The organism is Niallia alba, assembly GCF_012933555.1.
GTDB lineage: Bacteria > Bacillota > Bacilli > Bacillales > Cytobacillaceae > Niallia > Niallia alba.
The window spans coordinates 2,612,716-2,631,253 of sequence record NZ_JABBPK010000001.1; the positions used below are offsets into that span (position 1 = coordinate 2,612,716).

An 18,538-nucleotide genomic window follows, 5' to 3' on the forward strand; every position below is an offset into this window, starting at 1 on the left:
TAGAAAAATCGATTTTTTAAGAAAAGGAATTAGAGTGAAAAATGACAAACATTATCACTACAATCAAACAGTGGCAACAAGCGCTGCAAATAGAAATAAATTATTTAAAAAAATATAGTCAATCTAAAGTTGCTTTATATAATGGGATACGATTAAATACAGAAAATGATTATACCTATTATTTTGAAAGTATCGGCAATCTAAAGGTTCCCATTGGCTCAAATGTAATCATCCACTGGGGATCTCTGGCAGTTAAAGGACGAGTATTATCGGCAGATGGTAAGAGCCTTTTAGTCATTTTAGAAAAGATGATTGGTGAGGATATTGCTGAAGCCTATTTGTCCCATGATCCCTGGGAACTTTTAGAACAGCTGCAAATTCGCTTTGATTTGATAAAAAAGAATAAACGGAAGCTTAGTAGAATAGTAAAATTAATGCATCCTAGCGAAGCAACTAAGCATCCTAGTGAAGAGCTAAAAAATAATGTTCATGAGCTTTCGCTTAGATGTAAGTATAATCAAGTCTCTTTTGTATGGGGACCACCAGGAACAGGAAAAACGTACACACTTGCAAGAGTGGCATTACAACGTTATTGGAAAGGGAAAAGAATACTGCTTTTAGCCCAAAGTAATCAGGCAGTTGATGTACTACTGACAGAAATAACCTCAACGATAAAAGAAAAAGGCCGTTTTAAACTGGGCGATATCCTGCGATACGGGGGAAATAACAGCAATGGCAATCTGGAACAAGAGCAAATTACATCTAGCTCTTTGCTTGATAAAAAAGATATGGATCTTGCAAAGCAAAGACAACAGTTTATCGAAGAAAAACGTAAGCTTAAACAAGATCTTGCAAGTTCGTTTACAGTCAGAGATTCTTCTCAGCTGTTAGAAATGGAAGAAAGATTGGCAAGTGTCATGGAAAAAATCCGTAAAAGAGAATTACAATTTATGCAAAAAGCGAAGATTGTGGGTACTACATTAGCCAAAGCAGCGACAGATCCTGCCATTTATGAAGATGAATACGATTTAGTCATTTTAGATGAAGCCAGCATGGCATATATTCCACAAGTGGCTTTTGCTGCATCCCTTGCAAAACGAATCATTATATGTGGAGACTTTAAACAACTACCACCGATTGCATCAAGTCGCCATGCATTGGTAGACAAATGGTTAAAGGAAGATGTCTTTCATGCAACAGGTGTAGCAAATACTGTGCATCGTTCATCATTGCATCCCCAACTTTTACTACTAAACGAGCAAAGACGAATGCATCCAAGCATCTCAGAATTTACTAATAAATATATCTATCATTCATTGGTAGGGGATCATAAGCACGTGGAGAAGAAAAGAAAATCCATTGCTGACAAACCACCTTTCAAGGGGAGCGCAAGTGTCTTACTAGATTCTAGTCATTTCGGAGTTTATGCAACTTTTGAAAAAGGCTCGAAATCACGAGTGAATTATATGCATCTTTTACTAGCTTTACAAGTTATCAATGAGGCATTAAGTGAGAAAAGAACTAGTATTGGCTATGTTACACCATATCGAGCTCAAGCTGAAATAGTAGAAGCAATGGCATATGAATTTTTCCCTGAAGCACTCGAAGAAAAGCGCTTAACAATAGCAACAGTTCATCGTTTTCAAGGCAGCGAGAGAGATGTAATTATCTTTGATAGTGTGGAAGGTAATCCACTTTCACGACCAGGAATGCTTTTAACAGGAAAAGAGAGTGAGCGTTTAATTAATGTTGCGATAAGTAGGGCTAAAGGAAAATTTATTCATATAGTAAACAGACATTATATGAAAACGACAATTGATAATAGAAAAACGATTCGTCAGCTTGTCAACCATCAGGAAATGGTTAATAGTGTGATAACTAATCAACAAATTGGCGAGTGGATTCAAAAAAAGAATCCAAAGTTATTTTGGACGCATGGACAGAGGATAGAATTATTAAAAAAAGACATGGAGCGCTCAAAAAGCGAGGTGTTTTTATCCATTCCCCAACGGAAAGAAATCTTAACACAAGAGTGGAAGCAGCTTTTCGGTCGGGCAAAGATCGTATCTACTTCTGAAATACCATTTCCCATGGTCGTTATCGATCAAAAGGTAGTTTGGTTTGGCTTTCCATCAGAATTGGTGAATAAAAGCAAGCCACCTTCCCTTGCAGTCCGTATTCATTCTCCATATTTAGCTAGTTATCTATTAAAATCTTTAACGTAATCACAAAGAGGCTGGGACAAAACTAAATAGCCAATCTGTAAAGACGAACAATCTCTAATTTATCTCTTAAATAAAGGTTTCTTTTATACAATGGTTATTTATGTTTTTAAATATAGTCAAGTGTAAAAACTAATTCGTTCCATTGCGCTACAGAAACTCGCTTTCCGCGGGGAGCAACCTAAGCCTCCTCGGCTAAAGCCTGTGGGGTCTAAAGATTGCTCTACTTCCCGCAGGAGTCGAGTGTCTTCCGCTCCATTCCACTCCGTTTTTAAAGGCAATACCCTAAAAAATATTGTTTTTTTAGAAAAAATGAATTAGTAGGAAATATGGAGCAGCCTGAATACACGTAGACTCCTATGGGAGCTGCGAGAAAGTCCGAGACCCTGCAGGCCAGAGGCCGAAGCGGCTCGGCGCTCGCCCCATGGAAAGCGAAGTGTATTCAGGCTGCGGATATTAACACTAACTGTACTGAAACAACCTTTTATAAAACTAATAAAACCCGAACAACCATTTAGGATTCTTTGATAGTTGTTCGGGTTTATCTATGGCTGGAATACTTATGTCCCAGCCTCTTTTTTAACTTTCTTTATTAAAGGTTATTTATTGTGCAGAAAAGAAGATTTCGCTAAAATAGGGAGGAATCTAAGCATAGGAGGAAAAGTCATGGTGTGTAGAAAACGGACTGGTTGGATGATGCTATTCTTTAGTTTATCCATCCTTTTATTATTACTCTCAGGATGTGGAACGAAGAACACGGAACCACTAAATGAAGGAGAAAAATCACAAGGAAAAGCGATTTCCTCAGACGAATACCCTATCGTTACTATTATTATGGAGGATGATTCGAAAATTAAAGTAGAACTTTATCCAGATAAAGCGCCAAATACAGTGAATAATTTTATTTCATTAGTAAATCAAGGCTTTTATGATGGGCTGATTTTTCATCGCGTCATTCCCGATTTTATGATTCAAGGTGGCGATCCAAAGGGAAATGGAACAGGTGGTCCTGGATATTCTATTAAAGGAGAGTTTTCGGAGAATGGTTTTGAAAACGACTTAAAGCATGAAAGAGGCGTTATCAGTATGGCAAGATCTCAAATGCCAGATTCAGCCGGATCTCAATTCTTTATTATGGTCGCAGATGCACCTCATTTGGATGGCGAATACGCACCGTTCGGTAAGGTAATAGAAGGAATGGATGTCGTCGATAAAATTGTCTCTACAGATAGAGATGAGAATAACGATAAGCCATTAAAAGAAATGAAGATGAAACAAGTTACTGTAGATACAAAAGGAATTGATTATGAGGAACCAGTAAAAGAATAATCGATAATAGGGACGTAATATTTTCTTTCTCTAGCAAAAGATGATATGATAAAAGTTGATTTTGAAATAAGGAGATGTTGAACATGGCAACAAAAGGATACATACTAATGCAAAATGGTGAAAAAATTGAATTTGAATTATATCCAAATGAAGCTCCTGGAACAGTAGCTAATTTTGTAGAACTTATTAAAAAAGGGTTCTATAATGGTCTAACTTTCCACCGTGTTATTCCTGGGTTCGTAAGCCAAGGCGGAGACCCGAATGGTAATGGAACAGGTGGTCCTGGATACACAATCAAATGTGAAACAGAAGGAAATCCTCATAAACATGTTGAAGGCGCTTTTTCTATGGCACATGCTGGTCGTGACACAGGTGGCAGCCAATTCTTTATCGTTCATGACCCACAACCACATTTAAATGGTGTTCATACTGTATTTGGACAAGTTACATCTGGAATCTCTACTGTTAAGGCGATGAGAAATGGCGATGTAATGGAAAAAGTAGAAATCACTGAAGAATAAATATAAAGAGGCAGGCTGAGAAATTAGCTTGCTTTTTTTATATGGATGGAGGGCGAATAGGATGTTCAAAGATAAAGTTGTAATTGTTACTGGTGCTAGTAATGGAATCGGTAAAGCAATTGCAAAAGCTTATTTGCAGGAAGAAGCATATGTTGTGCTGGCAGATATAGATGAAAGCCAAGGGAAGCAACTTCTTGATTCTATTGAACAAAAGGAAAAAGCATTATTTATCAAAACAGATGTACGAAGCGAAACGGAAATCATTCATCTTGTTCATACAACAAAAGCGAAGTTTGGAAAGATTGATATTCTGATAAACAATGTGGGCAAAGGAGTTTTTAAATCGTTTTACGATTTAACGATTGAAGAATGGGATGATGTAATAAATACAAATCTCCGCAGCGTGTTTCTTTGTTCAAGAGAAGTCGCAAAAATCATGCGAGATCAGGACTCTAAAGGCTCGATTATCAATATGTCATCTAGTAGAGCATATATGTCTGAGCCTAATACGGAAAGCTATAGTGCTAGCAAAGGTGGTATTATGGCCATTACACATGCATTAGCAAATAGTCTTGCAGACGCACATATAACTGTAAATAGTATTTCACCAGGATGGATTGAAACAAAAGACTATGAAAATCTTCGCGAAATCGATCATGAACAGCATTTGTCAAAAAGAGTAGGTAAACCAGAAGATATTGCGAGGGCTTGTCTATTTTTAACTAATCCGCAAAATAATTTTATTACAGGGACAAACCTCATGGTAGATGGTGGTATGACCGTAAAGATGATTTATGAAGAATAATGGGAATATCTTAAATAAAGTTGCTATCTGAAAATGATAGGAGTATAATAGCTTCCATATCATTACATATATATAATGGAGGCTTTTTAAGTGGACGTTTTACATCAAATATTATCAACCTATGATTCATTTTTTGATTGGGAGATGTGGGAAGAAGTATTAACAGATCCAGTTTCATGGGGATTAATTGGATCGTTAGTCATTTTAGAAGGCTTATTATCAGCGGATAACGCACTCGTTTTAGCGGTGATGGTTAAACATTTACCGCCTGACAAACAAAAAAAAGCATTAACGTATGGTTTATTTGGAGCCTATTTTTTCCGGTTTTTCTTTATTGGAATAGGCGTTTATTTAATTCACTTTACATGGATTAAAGTAGTTGGAGCAGCATACTTAGCTTGGATTGTAATTAAGCATTTCTGGCTTGGTGATGGTGACGAGGATGCTTCAGCGATGAAAAAAAATAGTTGGACAATAAGACTTTTCGGGGTATTCTGGGCTACCGTTATTTCTGTAGAATTAATGGATTTAGCTTTTTCCGTTGATAGCATATTAGCCTCACTTGCTGTATCAAATGAAATTTGGATCCTCTTAATTGGTGGAATGCTTGGGATTTTAATGATGAGAACGGTCGCTAAATTATTCTTAGTTTTAATTGAAAAAGTACCAGAATTAGAGAATACTGCTTTTGTTTTAATTGGTATAATCGCGGCGAAAATGTTCGCAAGTATCTTTGGTTTTGAATTAGATCATTATGTATTTTTTGCGATTCTAATTGCTGCGTTTATCATCACCTTTATCATTCATTTTATTAATAAGAACAAAAAAGTTTCCGAAGAGATTGCTGCAACAAAAGAAGATTAATTCTTTAAACCTGTTCTGCTTTAGGACAGGTTATTTTAATGCAAGAAGAGACTACTTTGTGTATTTATTGGCATAACTGGAAGCAACAAATGAATCTGGTTTTATTTTTGGTTCAATCCCAATTGATTCAATTCTTGCTACCATTTCATTTACAAAATCTCGTGTTTTATTTCTCTGACCTGCTCCAATATCAATATGTCCTTCAATAGAGAAAGTTGCTCCTTGATAAACAAAAGGAAGCACAACATCTATTAACTGGTTTTTCTTATTTTCGGTAAAAAGACTAACAATTTCTTCGGTTAACGTCGTCTCATAGGAAATTTTCTCATGAAGTCTTAATACTTTTCTCGGTAAAACAACTTTTCTGATACATGCCCATGCACCCTTCCCTTTATTCATAATCACAATTCCTGTAATAAAGGTGGTATGCTTCGCATGCACTTGGGAATCTGTACCAATCATCAATTGATAATTTCCAGCCGGATTTCTAGACATAAAGGAAAGGATACGTTGAAAAACAATATCAAACGTCATATTTTTTTCTTGCAAGTTTTGAAAGGTTATTTCCTTGTGCCTGTCTAACTCCACAAAAATCCCTCCATCTAAGCATATTTCCAACTCATTTTATACCATTGTATGTTCATCAAAAGTAATTATCACCGAAAGTAAACTTGTATTATCATATACACAGAATAGAGAATTGGTGTTAGCGTATATCCAGTTGATTGTAAAATTTTTGTTTTCTTTAAGAAAGAAAACTTTACGAAGCAGCTTTGTAATAAATATGTAATAATATTGAAACTTATTATTTTAATATCCGTCTAATGAGTAACTAAACTTAGGAGGTATGAAGGATGAAAAAGTATAGAACTTCCTTTATTGGCATTCTATTTTTTCTACTTTTAATGGCAGGATGTAGCAGCCAAGAATCAGAAAATAAAAGCGCAGATAGTACGGAGAAAGCTGCAAATAATGAAATAGCACAAATGGATTCTCATGAAGGAGAAGTGACGGAAGACCAATTAGCATCCGCTGATAAAGAGATTAAGAATACTAGTGGAACAGAAATAACAGAAAATGACCGCATGATGATTTACAATGCTAATTTATCCTTACAAGTTAAGGACTATCATCAAGTAGAAGAAGAAATTCAGAAAAAAGCAACCGAACTTGACGGTTATGTAGTACAATCATCTATTTACAATAGTGGCACTGATTATATTAATGGATCGATTATTGTGAAAGTTCCACAAGCGAATTTCCAATCCTATATAAATGAAGTGGAAAAAAATAGTATAAAAGTAATCGAAAAAAATATAAGCAGTAATGATGTCACAGAGGAATTTGTTGATCTTGAGTCTCGATTAAAAGCCAAAGAAGCAGTAGAAAAACGACTATTAACGTTAATGGACCAGGCAGAGAAAACAGAAGATCTTCTGAAAATATCAAACGACCTAGCCACTGTACAAGAGCAAAAAGAGCAAATCTTAGGGAGAATGAAATACTTAAAAAATAATGTCGACTATTCCACTGTTACCATTCAATTAGAAGAAGAGTTAGTAAAGGTCGGAAACATCAAAAATAGCGACTCCTTAAATACTTGGCAAAAAGCGAAAAGCCAGTTTGTCAGTACAATAAACGGGGTTATCTCCTTCTTATCAAGTGTAGTAGTACTCGCTATTGGATTATCTCCGATTCTAATTCCAGTTGCAGTTATTGTAATTGTTTGGATTATTTTTAGAAAAAAAAGAAAACAGCAAGAGTAATGGAAACAAATCATATGTTATAATGGAATTAAATTCCTTTAAGAGTTTTCTCAACAAATTATCAAGCGATATCTTTCTATAAACGTATGGGATTTATAGAAGAAGGTCGCAAAATAAAGGAGTTTAAAATAGCTGAAAATGAATATGTAGACGATATTCTAATGTATAAAATGGTGAATTGATAATGATTGTATAGGAAAGGGGGAAGGAATATCTACATGAATGCAGAGTTTAATAAAGAACTAAAGTCATGGATAATTGCACTTATTAGTGCATTAGTATTCGTTTTTATATGCCGGAACTTTATCTTTACCCCTGTAAAAGTAGTAGGGCAATCCATGCAACCAACATACGAGAATCAAGATCGAATTATCGTTTCCAAAGTGGGGCAAATAAAGCACTTTGATACAATCGTTTTTCATTCACCGATTGAGAAGGAGGACTATATAAAAAGAGTAATCGGCTTACCAGACGATACCATCGAGATTCAGGATGACGCTCTTTATATAAACGGTCATAAATATGATGAGCCTTACTTACAGGAAAAAAAGAAACATTTACTTCCTAATCAAAAATTAACGGAAAATCTCAAGATAAAAGTACCAAAAGGACATATTTTTGTACTAGGTGATAATCGGCAAAAAAGTACCGATAGTCGACAACTTGGTTGTATCTCTGAAGAAGCAGTTATTGGAAAAGCAATCCTTCGTTTTTATCCAGTCATAGAGAATTACTAGAATATTTGAGTATAAAAAAACAGCGTTGACCGTGAACTTCACGAGCAATGCTGTTTTTATTTTATCCCACTCTTAACGGACAGTAAGACTAAGAATCCCACCTCAAGCATATGAGAGTAGGTGGGAGATCAACTGTCCGTAAAGGTCCGATTGGTTCAACTAACCATCAGTGGGGGATGAAAGAAAACCCCCACTGATGGAAGTTTCACTTTATATAGAACGAGTAGCAAATTCTACTACCATTGCTTTAGTAACCTTTTTTCTTGATGGAACAACACCAAGTCTAGCTAATTCATTCATTTGCTCGGTTACATCATTTATTTTATCAACCGAAAAATTCTCCCCAGCTTTACAAAGCAGTATCGCTTCTTCAATATAGGATTCACGTAGCTGATCTAATTGCTTAAAATGATTGACGCGAGAATTGACTTGTTCTACATGTTTGGTAATTTCTTTATGTACACTCATAATCCTAACTCCTTACTGTTTGTATATTATTATTTTAATGGTTATTCTAGTAAAAAGAAAGGAGGACTTTAAATTACATAATAAAATTATTGTAAACTAAATATTCGTTATCCAAACAATATGTAAAACCATAACGGAAGAATATAATGCTAATGGAATAAATAGGAGAAAAATCCAGGTACGAGTGTTTTTACTATAAAAATAGATTGCTAAATAAAAGAGAAATAAAGATAAACAAATTTTTAACAAAAGGAATAAGAAAGGAGAAATTTCCCATAAGTGATTCATAATCGGATTTGATTCAGATATATGATTAAATTGGATTCCAAGAAAAGTGAATATTCCATCGAGAAAATTTAATAGGCTTAGCAAAAGAAATAAAATCTTCAAACTACCACCCCTTAATATTATTCCTAATTATCCCAATTTAAACGAAAAAACACTATAGGTAATTGCATTCAAATTTATTAGTAATTCTTTTGTAGGAGTTTTATCATCATTACCGCGCATAATATCTCTTATGTGCGGTTTTTATAGAAATATAGTATACTAAACTTACTATTTTACAGATTAGGTGGCCATATATATGATTACAAAAGAAACGCTGTCTTCTTGGTATGAAGAGGAATTGACCCTTTTTCGGACGGAGATGGATAATAAGGACTATAGTGGATTTACTATTGAAAATTATTTGCGCGATATTTATTTCTTTTTAGAATTTATTACGCGAAAAAAAGAAGAATACATCGATTTAAATTTAGTAAAGAAATTACAAATAACGTTATTTATGAATGAGTTAAAAACAAAGCGAGCAAATTCATCTACTTCAAGAAATAGAAGATTAACAGCGATTCGTTCCTTTTATAAATGTCTAGTAGATTATGAACTTGTGCAAAAAAATCCAGCAATCGATTTGGAGAGTGCAAAAGAACAGAAGGGAAAACTACCAAGCTACCTAGAAAAGGATGAATTAAAATCATTTTTTGATATGGTTGAAAAAGTATCGCAAAAACAGCATCAACGACGCAATAAAGTGATCCTCGGATTAATGGCATTTGCAGGCTTACGAGTAATGGAAATACATTCTCTTAATTTGTCTTCTATACATCAAAATAGAGGGATCCATGTGTTAGGAAAAGGGAATAAGTCACGATACATACCCTTACCGAAAAAGTTAATGGAAGAATTATATGTATATATAGAAGAAAATAGGATTTTTCCGATGAAAGGGCAGGAGGATGCACTCTTTATCTCGCGGAGAGGAAAGCGAATTTCCAGAAGGCGGATTCAGGAAATTACAGAGCGAATTATTGATGAGATGTCAAAGGAATATCCAGAATTAAAATGGAAGGAAAAAGGAATCTCCAGCCATAAATTAAGACATAGTTTTGCTACACATTTAGTTCGAGATGGTCGAGACATCAGGACTGTACAGGAACTGCTTGGTCACACGAATTTAAATACGACTCAAAAGTATACCCATGTCTCTGATTCCCAAAAAGAGAAAGCGATGGATTTAGAAATATCCGATTACTTATAAGGTTACTATAAATATATTATGTTAACTTATTTTATACTCATATTCGGACATTTGGCAGAATATATATAGTTTTGATGGGTGATAAAAATGCAATCCCTATTTTTTACGGCAAAGCTAGTTTTAATGAGCTTGTAAATGGGAGAAGGGATTCGTCTGTCAATGAAAGATAAGGGAAGTGTTTTCATGCCAAGTAAGAAACATTCAATTATCGTCCGTGCAAATGCGAAAAAAGTATGGGATTTTGTTCGCTCCATGAATAACTGGGCTCCATTAGTGCCTGGGTATATTAATCATCACATTATCAACGAAAAGGTTTCAACTTGGGAGTTTAAAATTGATATGGGACTCTTTAAGAAAAAAGTAGAGATGAAAGTAACCATAATAGAATGGAAAGAACCTTCCCAAGTTACCTTTCAGCTGCAAGGGATCAATGATCATTTTGATGGGAATGGCTATTTTATGGTTGAAGAAAAAGATGCGAATCATACAAGAATGACTGGTTTTTTAGAGATTAACTCTACAGGTACTTTTCCAACTGTCACCAATAACCTCATGCAACCTAAATTAGAGGAAATAGCAGAAGAATTAACAATAGCAGTAAGTAAAGCAATAGAGGGTTTATGATAATAATATTATGTAAACTTAAAGCTAATGACGATTTGATACACTGATGAAATCGTCATTAGCTTTTTTTATCCTACTCTTAACGGACAGTAAGACTCCCTGCTCATGCTTAGGAAAATACGAGGAAGATAGTGGGAGATGAAGGAAAACCCACACTGATGAAAGTTTCACTTTATAAATTTTTTGTAAAGTTTCTTTTGCTTAACTTGGTCAAATATCTTTCATCCTATATAATAAAGATACTAATTGTTATTGGAGGCTTATCATTGGAGAAAGCAAAACAGTCGAAGAAAAGTAAAACTTTTTTAGAAATTTTACTTATTTCCACAAAGTTAGGGTTTACCTCATTTGGCGGTCCCATAGCTCATTTAGGTTATTTTCATGATGAATATGTCCGTCGTAGGAAATGGTTAGATGAAAAAAGCTATGCCGATTTAGTAGCTCTTTGCCAATTTCTCCCTGGTCCTGCCAGCAGTCAAGTAGGAATAGGGATAGGAATTATTCGGGGAGGACTGATTGGCGGAATTATCTCCTTTTTAGGATTTACACTTCCATCCGTGATTGGATTAATAATATTTGCAAGTTTGATAGAAGGTTTAGATATAGAAAATGCTGGTTGGATTCATGGCCTTAAAATGGTCGCAGTTGCTATTGTTGCCCATGCAATACTCGGTATGGCGAAGAATTTAACACCCGACTTGCAAAGAAAGACGATAGCACTCTTCGCATTAGTAATCACATTATTATGGCAAAGTGTCTTTTCGCAAATAGGGGTTATTATACTAGCATCTGTAATCGGTCATTTCCTATATAAGCAACAATCGATCGAACAAAGTCATGAATATATTTCCTTTCCCATTTCAAAAAAATTTGCTAGTTTTTGTTTAGGATTATTTTTTGTTCTTTTATTCCTATTACCAGTTATTCGTGAGATATTTGCTTACCCGTGGATCGCAATGTTTGATAGTTTTTACCGATCTGGCTCTCTTGTTTTTGGAGGAGGACATGTAGTATTACCTCTATTAGAGCGTGAATTTGTTCCAAGTGAATGGCTAAGTGAAGAAGCGTTTCTTGCAGGATACGGTGCAACCCAAGCTGTTCCAGGTCCATTATTTACATTCGCCGCATATATCGGAACAGTCATTAATGGATGGGGTGGGGGAATCTTTGCGACATTTGCGATATTTTTGCCCGCTTTTCTATTAATTATCGGGGTGCTTCCATTTTGGAACACTTTATGCAAGAATGCTAAGATTCAAAGTGCTTTATTGGGAGTAAACGCTGCTGTTGTTGGGATTTTGATTTCTGCATTTTATCATCCCATATGGACTAGTAGTATTTTAAATGCAACAGATTTTGCCTTTGCTGCTGTTTTGTTTTCGATGCTAGTCTATTGGAAATCGCCACCATGGATAATCGTTATTACGGGAGCCATTGGAGGAATGTTGATTTCTTATTTCCAACTTTAATAACAATGATAAAGAGGCTGGGACAAAACTAAATAGCCAATCTGTAAAGACGAACAATCTCTAATTTATCTCTTAAATAAAGGTTTCTTTTATACAATGGTTATTTATGTTTTTAAATATAGTCAAGTGTAAAAACTAATTCGTTCCATTGCGCTACAGAAACTCGCTTTCCGCGGGGAGCAACCTAAGCCTCCTCGGCTAAAGCCTGTGGGGTCTTAGGTTTTGCTCTACTTCCCGCAGGAGTCGAGTGTCTTCCGCTCCATTCCACTCCGTTTTTAAAGGCAATACCCTAAAAAATATTGTTTTTTTAGAAAAAATGAATTAGTAGGAAATATGGAGCAGCCTGAATACACGTAGACTCCTATGGGAGCTGCGAGAAAGTCCGAGACCCTGCAGGCCAGAGGCCGAAGCGGCTCGGCGCTCGCCCCATGGAAAGCGAAGTGTATTCAGGCTGCGGATATTAACACTAACTGTACTGAAACAACCTTTTATAAAACTAATAAAACCCGAACAACCATTTAGGATTCTTTGATAGTTGTTCGGGTTTATCTATGGCTGGAATACTTATGTCCCAGCCTTTTTATTCTTTCTTTTAAGCGTTTGTTAACTGATTATATAAATTACCCATTTCAATGGCGTTAACAGCAGCCTCATACCCTTTATTTCCAGCTTTCGTACCGGCTCTTTCAATCGCTTGCTCAATATTTTCAGTAGTAAGGACTCCGAAGATAACAGGGACCTCTGTACTTAAAGAAACATTAGCCACTCCTTTTGCTACTTCATTACTTACATAGTCAAAATGTGGTGTTGCTCCGCGAATAACAGTCCCAATTGTAATGATTGCATCATATTTACCAGACGCAGCCAATTTTTTTGCTGCTAAAGGTATTTCATATACACCAGGTACCCACATAACTGAAATATCGTCTTCATTCACACCATGACGGCTAAGAGCATCTTCCGCTCCAGATAAAAGTCTTGTCGTGATAAATTCATTAAAACGCGATACAACAATTCCGATTTTTAAGCCAGTTCCAATTAAATTTCCTTCAAATACTTGTTTCATTTTTTACTCCACCTCTTGTAATAAACTTTTTTTATACTGAATTAAATCTTGAATCGTAATCATTTTTAGAGCCCATTTTTTAGCCAATAGATGCAGATCGTTTACTCTTGCCATTGTTCCATCTTCTTTTAAAATTTCACAAATAATGCCGATAGGGGTTGCTCCAGCAAGGATCGCCAAATCAACAGCAGCTTCCGTATGTCCGTTCCGCTTTAGCACACCACCATCCTTTGCTATCAAAGGGAAGATATGACCAGGTCTAGTAAAGTCATCAGCGATTGCGTTTGAATCAACCATTTTGCTTATGGTGAAGGCGCGTTCATGTGCACTAATTCCCGTTGAAGTCTCCTTATGATCTATACTAATGGTAAAAGCAGTCTTTCGCGGATCACTGCTGCTTGTTACCATTGGAGGGAGATCAAGTTTAGTAGCGAGATTTTGCGGAATTGGTACACAGATTAACCCACGACCTTCTTTTGCCATAAAATTAATCATTTCTGGGCTGACATGATCCGCCAACCCAATGAAATCACCTTCGTTTTCCCGGTCCTCATCATCACAAACAATAACCACTTTGCCTTTTGTTAAATCTGATAAAGCATCTTCAATGGAATCAAACATTGTTTTCTTCCTTTCACTGTAAATTGTTTTTAAAAAAAGCCATTTTCTTTTAAAAATGAAGCGTTCAGTTTTGACTCTGTTTTTATGAGTGGTTCTTTGGATCTCGCCATAAGCGAATGAAAATATTTGGCCAAAAGGTCAAACTCAATATTTACAAGATCACCTTTTCGCTTATGCCCAATAATGCTAACGATAGAAGTATGCGGAATTAGTGAGACAAAGATGGAGTTAGCTGTCGTTTTAAAGATGGTTAAACTAGTTCCATCAATTGTGATTGAACCTTTCTCCATTGTCAGATGAACCTTGTCTTCCGGGATGCGAATTTCTACTAATGTGCTATTTTCTATATTTTCTGTAGACAAAATGGTTCCTGTGCAATCAACATGACCTGAAACAAAATGTCCACCAAATCTACCATTAGCTAGCATAGCACGTTCAAGGTTGACGGATTGACCATTTTTAAGATGCTGCAATGTCGTGTCATAGAAAGTATTTGGCATCACATCCACTGTAAACCATCCTTTGTTAAAGGAAGTAACCGTTAAACAAGCACCATTTACTGCAATACTGTCACCAATTTTTATATCTTCCATAATTCGGTCAGCTTGAATCGAAAGAGAAATTGTATGTCCCGTTTTTTTACTATGCTTCACAACACCTAATTCTTCCACTAGCCCTGTAAACAAAGGAAGTTCCTCCTTTCTAGAAAAATCGAAGCTCTTAAATAGTGTATTGGGGTCAAAAAATATTTACATGTATCAATTAAAGTTTAATAAGGGGCATCGAGCATAGGTTTCTGCCATACCAACTTAGATAAACTAAACTTTAAATAAAATACCAAATAAAAAACCCCGTATAAAAAAATTATACGGGGTCATTGTATACTTAAATAAACATATTGCATTATAGAAAGGCTAAATTGTTTTACGTTATATTGGCTACCAGTCGCTGCCGATTGCCGCTACTCTCCATATTACAAGTATAAATATGTGGCAATTTGGTTGAACAAACCGTAAAAATATAACAAAACAAACCTATAGCAGACAAGAAAAAACTTCCTTGACGAATTCTATAAAGCATATACTTTGGTCATGAATTTTGCCTTCTCCCATCCAGACTATACTGTCGGCTTTGGTTTCTCACCAAATCCACCGTTTTATGTATTGACCATATGTAAACTGATTCACTGCTAAAAATATTATTAACAAATGAATAGTAGGAGTCAATATTAAATATAAAACGGGTCACGGGCTTAGAGTATACCGATACTCATCACCGCCGGTTGGGAATTTCACCCGACCCCGAAGGCGATCACACTTAATGTGTAACCATAACTATTTAATTAACTGTATAGTACACTGTTTCATTTGAATTATCAATCATTTTCTCTTACAAGTCATATTTACACTACGAAGGCAGGATTAACAAAGAGGAAAAATCGATGTGTTTCTTTCTTTCATTTGGTCACACTATAAGTAAGAAGGAGGTCTCCTTAGATGAAGATTGCAGAAAATGTTTATGGCTATCGAACAGCCATAGCCAATATTGCGTATATTGCTGGATTAGGGGAAACAAAGGAAGAGTGGGTACTTATTGATACAGGAGTTCCATTTTCTGCTCCATTCATTTTGAAAAATTCAAAGAAGCTTTTTAAAGATAAAAAACCGTTAGCAATTATTTTAACACATGCACATTTCGACCATATCGGAGCACTGCAAACATTAGTAAGAGTATGGGATGTTCCTGTATATATTCATGAAAAAGAAATGTCCTATTTAGAAAGTGAGAAAAAATATCCTCCTCCCACACCATTTAAAGAAAAGGGGATGATGTCTTTTCTTTCCCCACTTTATCCACGCGATGGAATTGCTTTTCATTCCAATATAAAAGTGATTTCAGCTGAAGATTCCTTATACTTTTTAGAAGGATGGAAATGGCTCCATACACCGGGACATACGGATGGTCATATCTCCCTATTTAGAGAAAAAGACGGTCTGCTATTAGCAGGGGATGCACTTATTACCGTTAGACAAGAGTCGTTATTTGCCGTGTTAATGCAGAAAAAAGAAATTCATGGACCGCCAGCATACTTCACACCGAATGTAGAAACTAGCTTCACATCAATAGAAAAATTATTAGCACTTGATCCACATATTTTATATTCAGGACATGGAATGCCAATGTACGGAAATGAAATAAAAGAAGGAATTAATAAACTTCTTTATCAGCATTCTACCGAAAATTTAGTAAAGGGCAATTGAGTTTATCATAATAACATTATGTTAATTAAAAAACAAGGTAAATTGCCATGTTACAGCATAAAAGTCAAAGGCTAGTGTAACTAGGCGATTTACTATTTTATTTAGCAGTTCTCCAATAACTAAATTAGTTATTAATTTATTTGCATCCAGCATTACAAATAATCACGTGGTAATACAACTTAGTTAAACTCACTAAATATTAGAATGGATAGGAACTTTTTCTGCCAAGATATTATCCTTTATCGAATCTCTATTTCATGATAGTCTTATTTATTAGAAGATTGATATAGTGAGGAGAATTAGATGAAATTAGTAACTTGGAATGTGAATGGAATTAGAGCCTGTGTGAAGAAAGGCTTTATAGATTTCTTTCAACAAATAGATGCAGATATCTTTTGCCTGCAAGAAACAAAACTACAAGAAGGACAAATTAAATTAGAGTTAGAGGGCTACCATCAGTTTTGGAATTATGCAGAAAGAAAAGGCTATTCAGGGACTGCTGTCTTCACAAAAGAAAAACCGCTTGCTGTAACATATGGAGTTGGAGAAGATTTTGAAGAATTAGAAGGAAGAGCCATTACCTTAGAATTTGAAAACTTCTTTCTATTAAATGTTTATACACCTAATTCGAAACGTGATTTAAGTAGATTATCTTATCGAGTAGGATGGGAAAAGCAACTAAAACAATATATTTTATCATTAGAGGCAATCAAACCAGTCATTTATTGTGGTGATTTAAACGTTGCTCATCAAGAAATTGATTTAAAAAATCCGAAACCAAATATAGGGAATTCAGGATTCACAACAGAAGAAAGAAATGAAATGACCAGTTTATTGGAATTAGGATTTGTTGATAGCTTTAGACATTTATATCCAGAGCGAACAGATGTGTACACATGGTGGAGCTATATGGCTAAAGTAAGGGAAAGAAATATCGGCTGGAGAATCGACTATTTTATCGTTTCTAATCAACTAAAAGACAATATAACAGATGTTAATATTCATTGCGATGTAATGGGAAGCGATCATTGTCCAGTACAACTTGATATACAAATATAACCCTAAATAAACGGGCATCCTATTAATGCTACCATTGTTGAAAGATGAGTAAAAACACTTCACTATGGTGCAGATGCCCTTTTTCGTCTGCAACTATCATTTCCTTGTACCTATAGTTAGATTATAACTTTCAAAAAAGTAGAAAGTTATTCATACATACATAGAAGGAGGAAACTTCATATGAATTTAAAAGGAATTCATCACGTTTCTGCCATGACAGCGAAAGCAAAAGAGAACTATCCATTTTATACCGATATTTTAGGTCTTCGCCTTATAAAGAAAACAGTTAATCAAGATAATCCATCTGTCTATCATTTATTTTATGGAGATGAACAGGGGAATCCGGGAACAGAGTTGACTTTTTTTGAAATTCCACATATGGCCCCCAACAGAGAAGGAGTGAGCAGCATTTCTGCAACTTCTTTACGTGTTCCAAGTAATAAAGCGTTAGAATTTTGGCTGAAACGCTTCGATGATTATGGTGTAAAACATGGAGAAATTAGCGAAAGAGCAGGCAGATTAACGTTAGAATTTAGAGACTTTGAAACACAACGCTTTTTCTTAGTATCCGATGAAAACGATAACGGTGTAAAATCCGGTATTCCATGGGATAAAAGTCCAGTTCCAACAGAATTTGCGATTACAGGACTTGGGCCCGTACAATTAACTGTACGCCGCACAGAATCGACTATTCGCGTATTAACAGATTTGCTGGGATTTCGCTTAAAAAATAGCTTTCCATCCACAATTGAGAATCAACAACCTATAATGGTGTTCGAAACTGGTGAGGGAGGTTCTGGGGCGGAAATTCACCTAGAGGAACGCACTGACTTGAAAGTACAGCGACTTGGCAGAGGCGGTGTTCATCACGTAGCTTTACGGGCGGACAATGAAGACGAACTCTATCAATGGATTGAAAAAATAAATGATGCACGTTTTCAAAATTCAGGTTTTGTAGATCGTTTTTATTTTAAGTCTCTTTATTTCAGAGAACCAAATGGTATCTTATTTGAAATTGCAACAGATGGACCTGGTTTTGCGACAGATGAAGAACTGGAACATCTAGGTGAATCTCTAGCACTACCACCATTTTTAGAGCCAAAAAGGGCAGATATTGAATCCATATTAGAACCATTAGATACAAATAAAAAACCATACTAATTATTAGTAGTATGAAAAGCTTCGA

19 protein-coding genes, 1 pseudogene and 1 riboswitch are annotated in these 18,538 nt (G+C 35.4%); of the genes and pseudogenes, 14 read left to right on the top strand and 6 right to left on the bottom strand.

Annotated elements, in window-relative coordinates:
- Positions 1 to 41 precede the first annotated feature (41 nt).
- From HHU08_RS12505 to HHU08_RS12525, 5 genes are all read left to right on the top strand, one after another.
- Positions 42 to 2,225 carry an AAA domain-containing protein gene (locus HHU08_RS12505; protein ID WP_169188592.1) on the top strand — a complete coding sequence of 728 codons (2,184 nt, stop codon included), beginning with the start codon at positions 42 to 44 and terminating at the stop codon, positions 2,223 to 2,225.
- Positions 2,226 to 2,888: 663 nt separating this feature from the next.
- A complete protein-coding gene (locus HHU08_RS12510) occupies positions 2,889 to 3,551 on the top strand; it encodes a peptidylprolyl isomerase (RefSeq protein ID WP_040343696.1) in 663 nt (220 codons plus the stop codon).
- 83 nt (positions 3,552 to 3,634) lie between these two features.
- Positions 3,635 to 4,072, top strand: a complete 438-nt coding sequence (locus tag HHU08_RS12515; RefSeq protein WP_016203820.1) for a peptidylprolyl isomerase — start codon at positions 3,635 to 3,637, stop codon at positions 4,070 to 4,072.
- 61 nt (positions 4,073 to 4,133) lie between these two features.
- Positions 4,134 to 4,877 (top strand): SDR family NAD(P)-dependent oxidoreductase, encoded by a 744-nt coding sequence (locus HHU08_RS12520; RefSeq protein WP_101731164.1) that lies wholly within the window; start codon positions 4,134 to 4,136, stop codon positions 4,875 to 4,877.
- A 90-nt stretch (positions 4,878 to 4,967) separates the two neighbouring features.
- Positions 4,968 to 5,741, top strand: coding sequence for a TerC family protein (locus HHU08_RS12525; protein ID WP_169188593.1), 774 nt, complete (start codon positions 4,968 to 4,970; stop codon positions 5,739 to 5,741).
- Between the two features lie 51 nt (positions 5,742 to 5,792).
- Here HHU08_RS12525 and HHU08_RS12530 read toward each other — a convergent pair whose 3' ends face one another.
- Positions 5,793 to 6,275, bottom strand: coding sequence for a ribonuclease H-like YkuK family protein (locus tag HHU08_RS12530; RefSeq protein WP_169189675.1), 483 nt, complete (start codon positions 6,273 to 6,275; stop codon positions 5,793 to 5,795).
- 320 nt (positions 6,276 to 6,595) lie between these two features.
- Here HHU08_RS12530 and HHU08_RS12535 point away from each other — a divergent pair, with 320 nt between their 5' ends.
- The 3 genes and pseudogenes from HHU08_RS12535 (at position 6,596) to lepB (ending at position 8,244) form a co-directional block, all read left to right on the top strand.
- On the top strand, positions 6,596 to 7,507 hold the full coding sequence (locus HHU08_RS12535) for a DUF4349 domain-containing protein (RefSeq protein ID WP_169188594.1): 912 nt from the start codon (positions 6,596 to 6,598) through the stop codon (positions 7,505 to 7,507).
- Between the two features lie 32 nt (positions 7,508 to 7,539).
- A pseudogene (locus HHU08_RS25110) lies at positions 7,540 to 7,689 on the top strand (GNAT family N-acetyltransferase); the annotation flags it as partial.
- 36 nt (positions 7,690 to 7,725) lie between these two features.
- A complete protein-coding gene (gene lepB, locus HHU08_RS12545) occupies positions 7,726 to 8,244 on the top strand; it encodes a signal peptidase I (RefSeq protein ID WP_101731163.1) in 519 nt (172 codons plus the stop codon).
- 210 nt (positions 8,245 to 8,454) lie between these two features.
- On the opposite strand, the gene HHU08_RS12550 is transcribed toward lepB, so the two are convergent.
- Both HHU08_RS12550 and HHU08_RS25960 read right to left on the bottom strand, forming a co-directional pair.
- Positions 8,455 to 8,712, bottom strand: coding sequence for a DUF2533 family protein (locus HHU08_RS12550; protein ID WP_205835611.1), 258 nt, complete (start codon positions 8,710 to 8,712; stop codon positions 8,455 to 8,457).
- A 96-nt stretch (positions 8,713 to 8,808) separates the two neighbouring features.
- Entirely contained in the window at positions 8,809 to 9,102 is a 294-nt protein-coding gene (locus HHU08_RS25960) for a DUF5658 family protein (protein WP_220040965.1), read from the bottom strand.
- A 196-nt stretch (positions 9,103 to 9,298) separates the two neighbouring features.
- Between HHU08_RS25960 and HHU08_RS12555 the strand changes: the two genes are divergently transcribed.
- From HHU08_RS12555 to HHU08_RS12565, 3 genes are all read left to right on the top strand, one after another.
- Positions 9,299 to 10,252, top strand: coding sequence for a tyrosine-type recombinase/integrase (locus HHU08_RS12555; RefSeq protein WP_016203748.1), 954 nt, complete (start codon positions 9,299 to 9,301; stop codon positions 10,250 to 10,252).
- A 183-nt stretch (positions 10,253 to 10,435) separates the two neighbouring features.
- Positions 10,436 to 10,876, top strand: coding sequence for a CoxG family protein (locus tag HHU08_RS12560; RefSeq protein WP_040343652.1), 441 nt, complete (start codon positions 10,436 to 10,438; stop codon positions 10,874 to 10,876).
- A 266-nt stretch (positions 10,877 to 11,142) separates the two neighbouring features.
- Positions 11,143 to 12,345 (top strand): chromate transporter, encoded by a 1,203-nt coding sequence (locus tag HHU08_RS12565; protein WP_016203746.1) that lies wholly within the window; start codon positions 11,143 to 11,145, stop codon positions 12,343 to 12,345.
- A gap of 592 nt (positions 12,346 to 12,937) precedes the next feature.
- Here the strand turns inward: HHU08_RS12565 and ribH are convergent.
- From ribH to ribE, 3 genes are read right to left on the bottom strand one after another with little or no spacing between them, the layout of a single operon-like run.
- Complete coding sequence (gene ribH / locus HHU08_RS12570; protein ID WP_016203745.1) at positions 12,938 to 13,411, bottom strand: 6,7-dimethyl-8-ribityllumazine synthase; 474 nt, start codon at positions 13,409 to 13,411, stop codon at positions 12,938 to 12,940.
- A 3-nt stretch (positions 13,412 to 13,414) separates the two neighbouring features.
- On the bottom strand, positions 13,415 to 14,032 hold the full coding sequence (ribB, locus tag HHU08_RS12575; protein WP_016203744.1) for a 3,4-dihydroxy-2-butanone-4-phosphate synthase: 618 nt from the start codon (positions 14,030 to 14,032) through the stop codon (positions 13,415 to 13,417).
- Between the two features lie 29 nt (positions 14,033 to 14,061).
- Entirely contained in the window at positions 14,062 to 14,718 is a 657-nt protein-coding gene (gene ribE, locus HHU08_RS12580; protein ID WP_016203743.1) for a riboflavin synthase, read from the bottom strand.
- Positions 14,719 to 15,128: 410 nt separating this feature from the next.
- Positions 15,129 to 15,345: riboswitch (FMN riboswitch) on the bottom strand.
- Positions 15,346 to 15,528: 183 nt separating this feature from the next.
- Between ribE and HHU08_RS12585 the strand changes: the two genes are divergently transcribed.
- The 3 genes from HHU08_RS12585 (at position 15,529) to HHU08_RS12595 (ending at position 18,513) form a co-directional block, all read left to right on the top strand.
- The gene (locus HHU08_RS12585) at positions 15,529 to 16,293 is read left to right on the top strand and encodes an MBL fold metallo-hydrolase (RefSeq protein ID WP_101731161.1); all 765 of its coding nucleotides are present in this window, start codon (positions 15,529 to 15,531) and stop codon (positions 16,291 to 16,293) included.
- A gap of 303 nt (positions 16,294 to 16,596) precedes the next feature.
- A complete protein-coding gene (locus HHU08_RS12590) occupies positions 16,597 to 17,352 on the top strand; it encodes an exodeoxyribonuclease III (RefSeq protein WP_169188595.1) in 756 nt (251 codons plus the stop codon).
- A gap of 180 nt (positions 17,353 to 17,532) precedes the next feature.
- Positions 17,533 to 18,513 (top strand): ring-cleaving dioxygenase, encoded by a 981-nt coding sequence (locus HHU08_RS12595; protein WP_169188596.1) that lies wholly within the window; start codon positions 17,533 to 17,535, stop codon positions 18,511 to 18,513.
- Positions 18,514 to 18,538 lie beyond the last annotated feature (25 nt).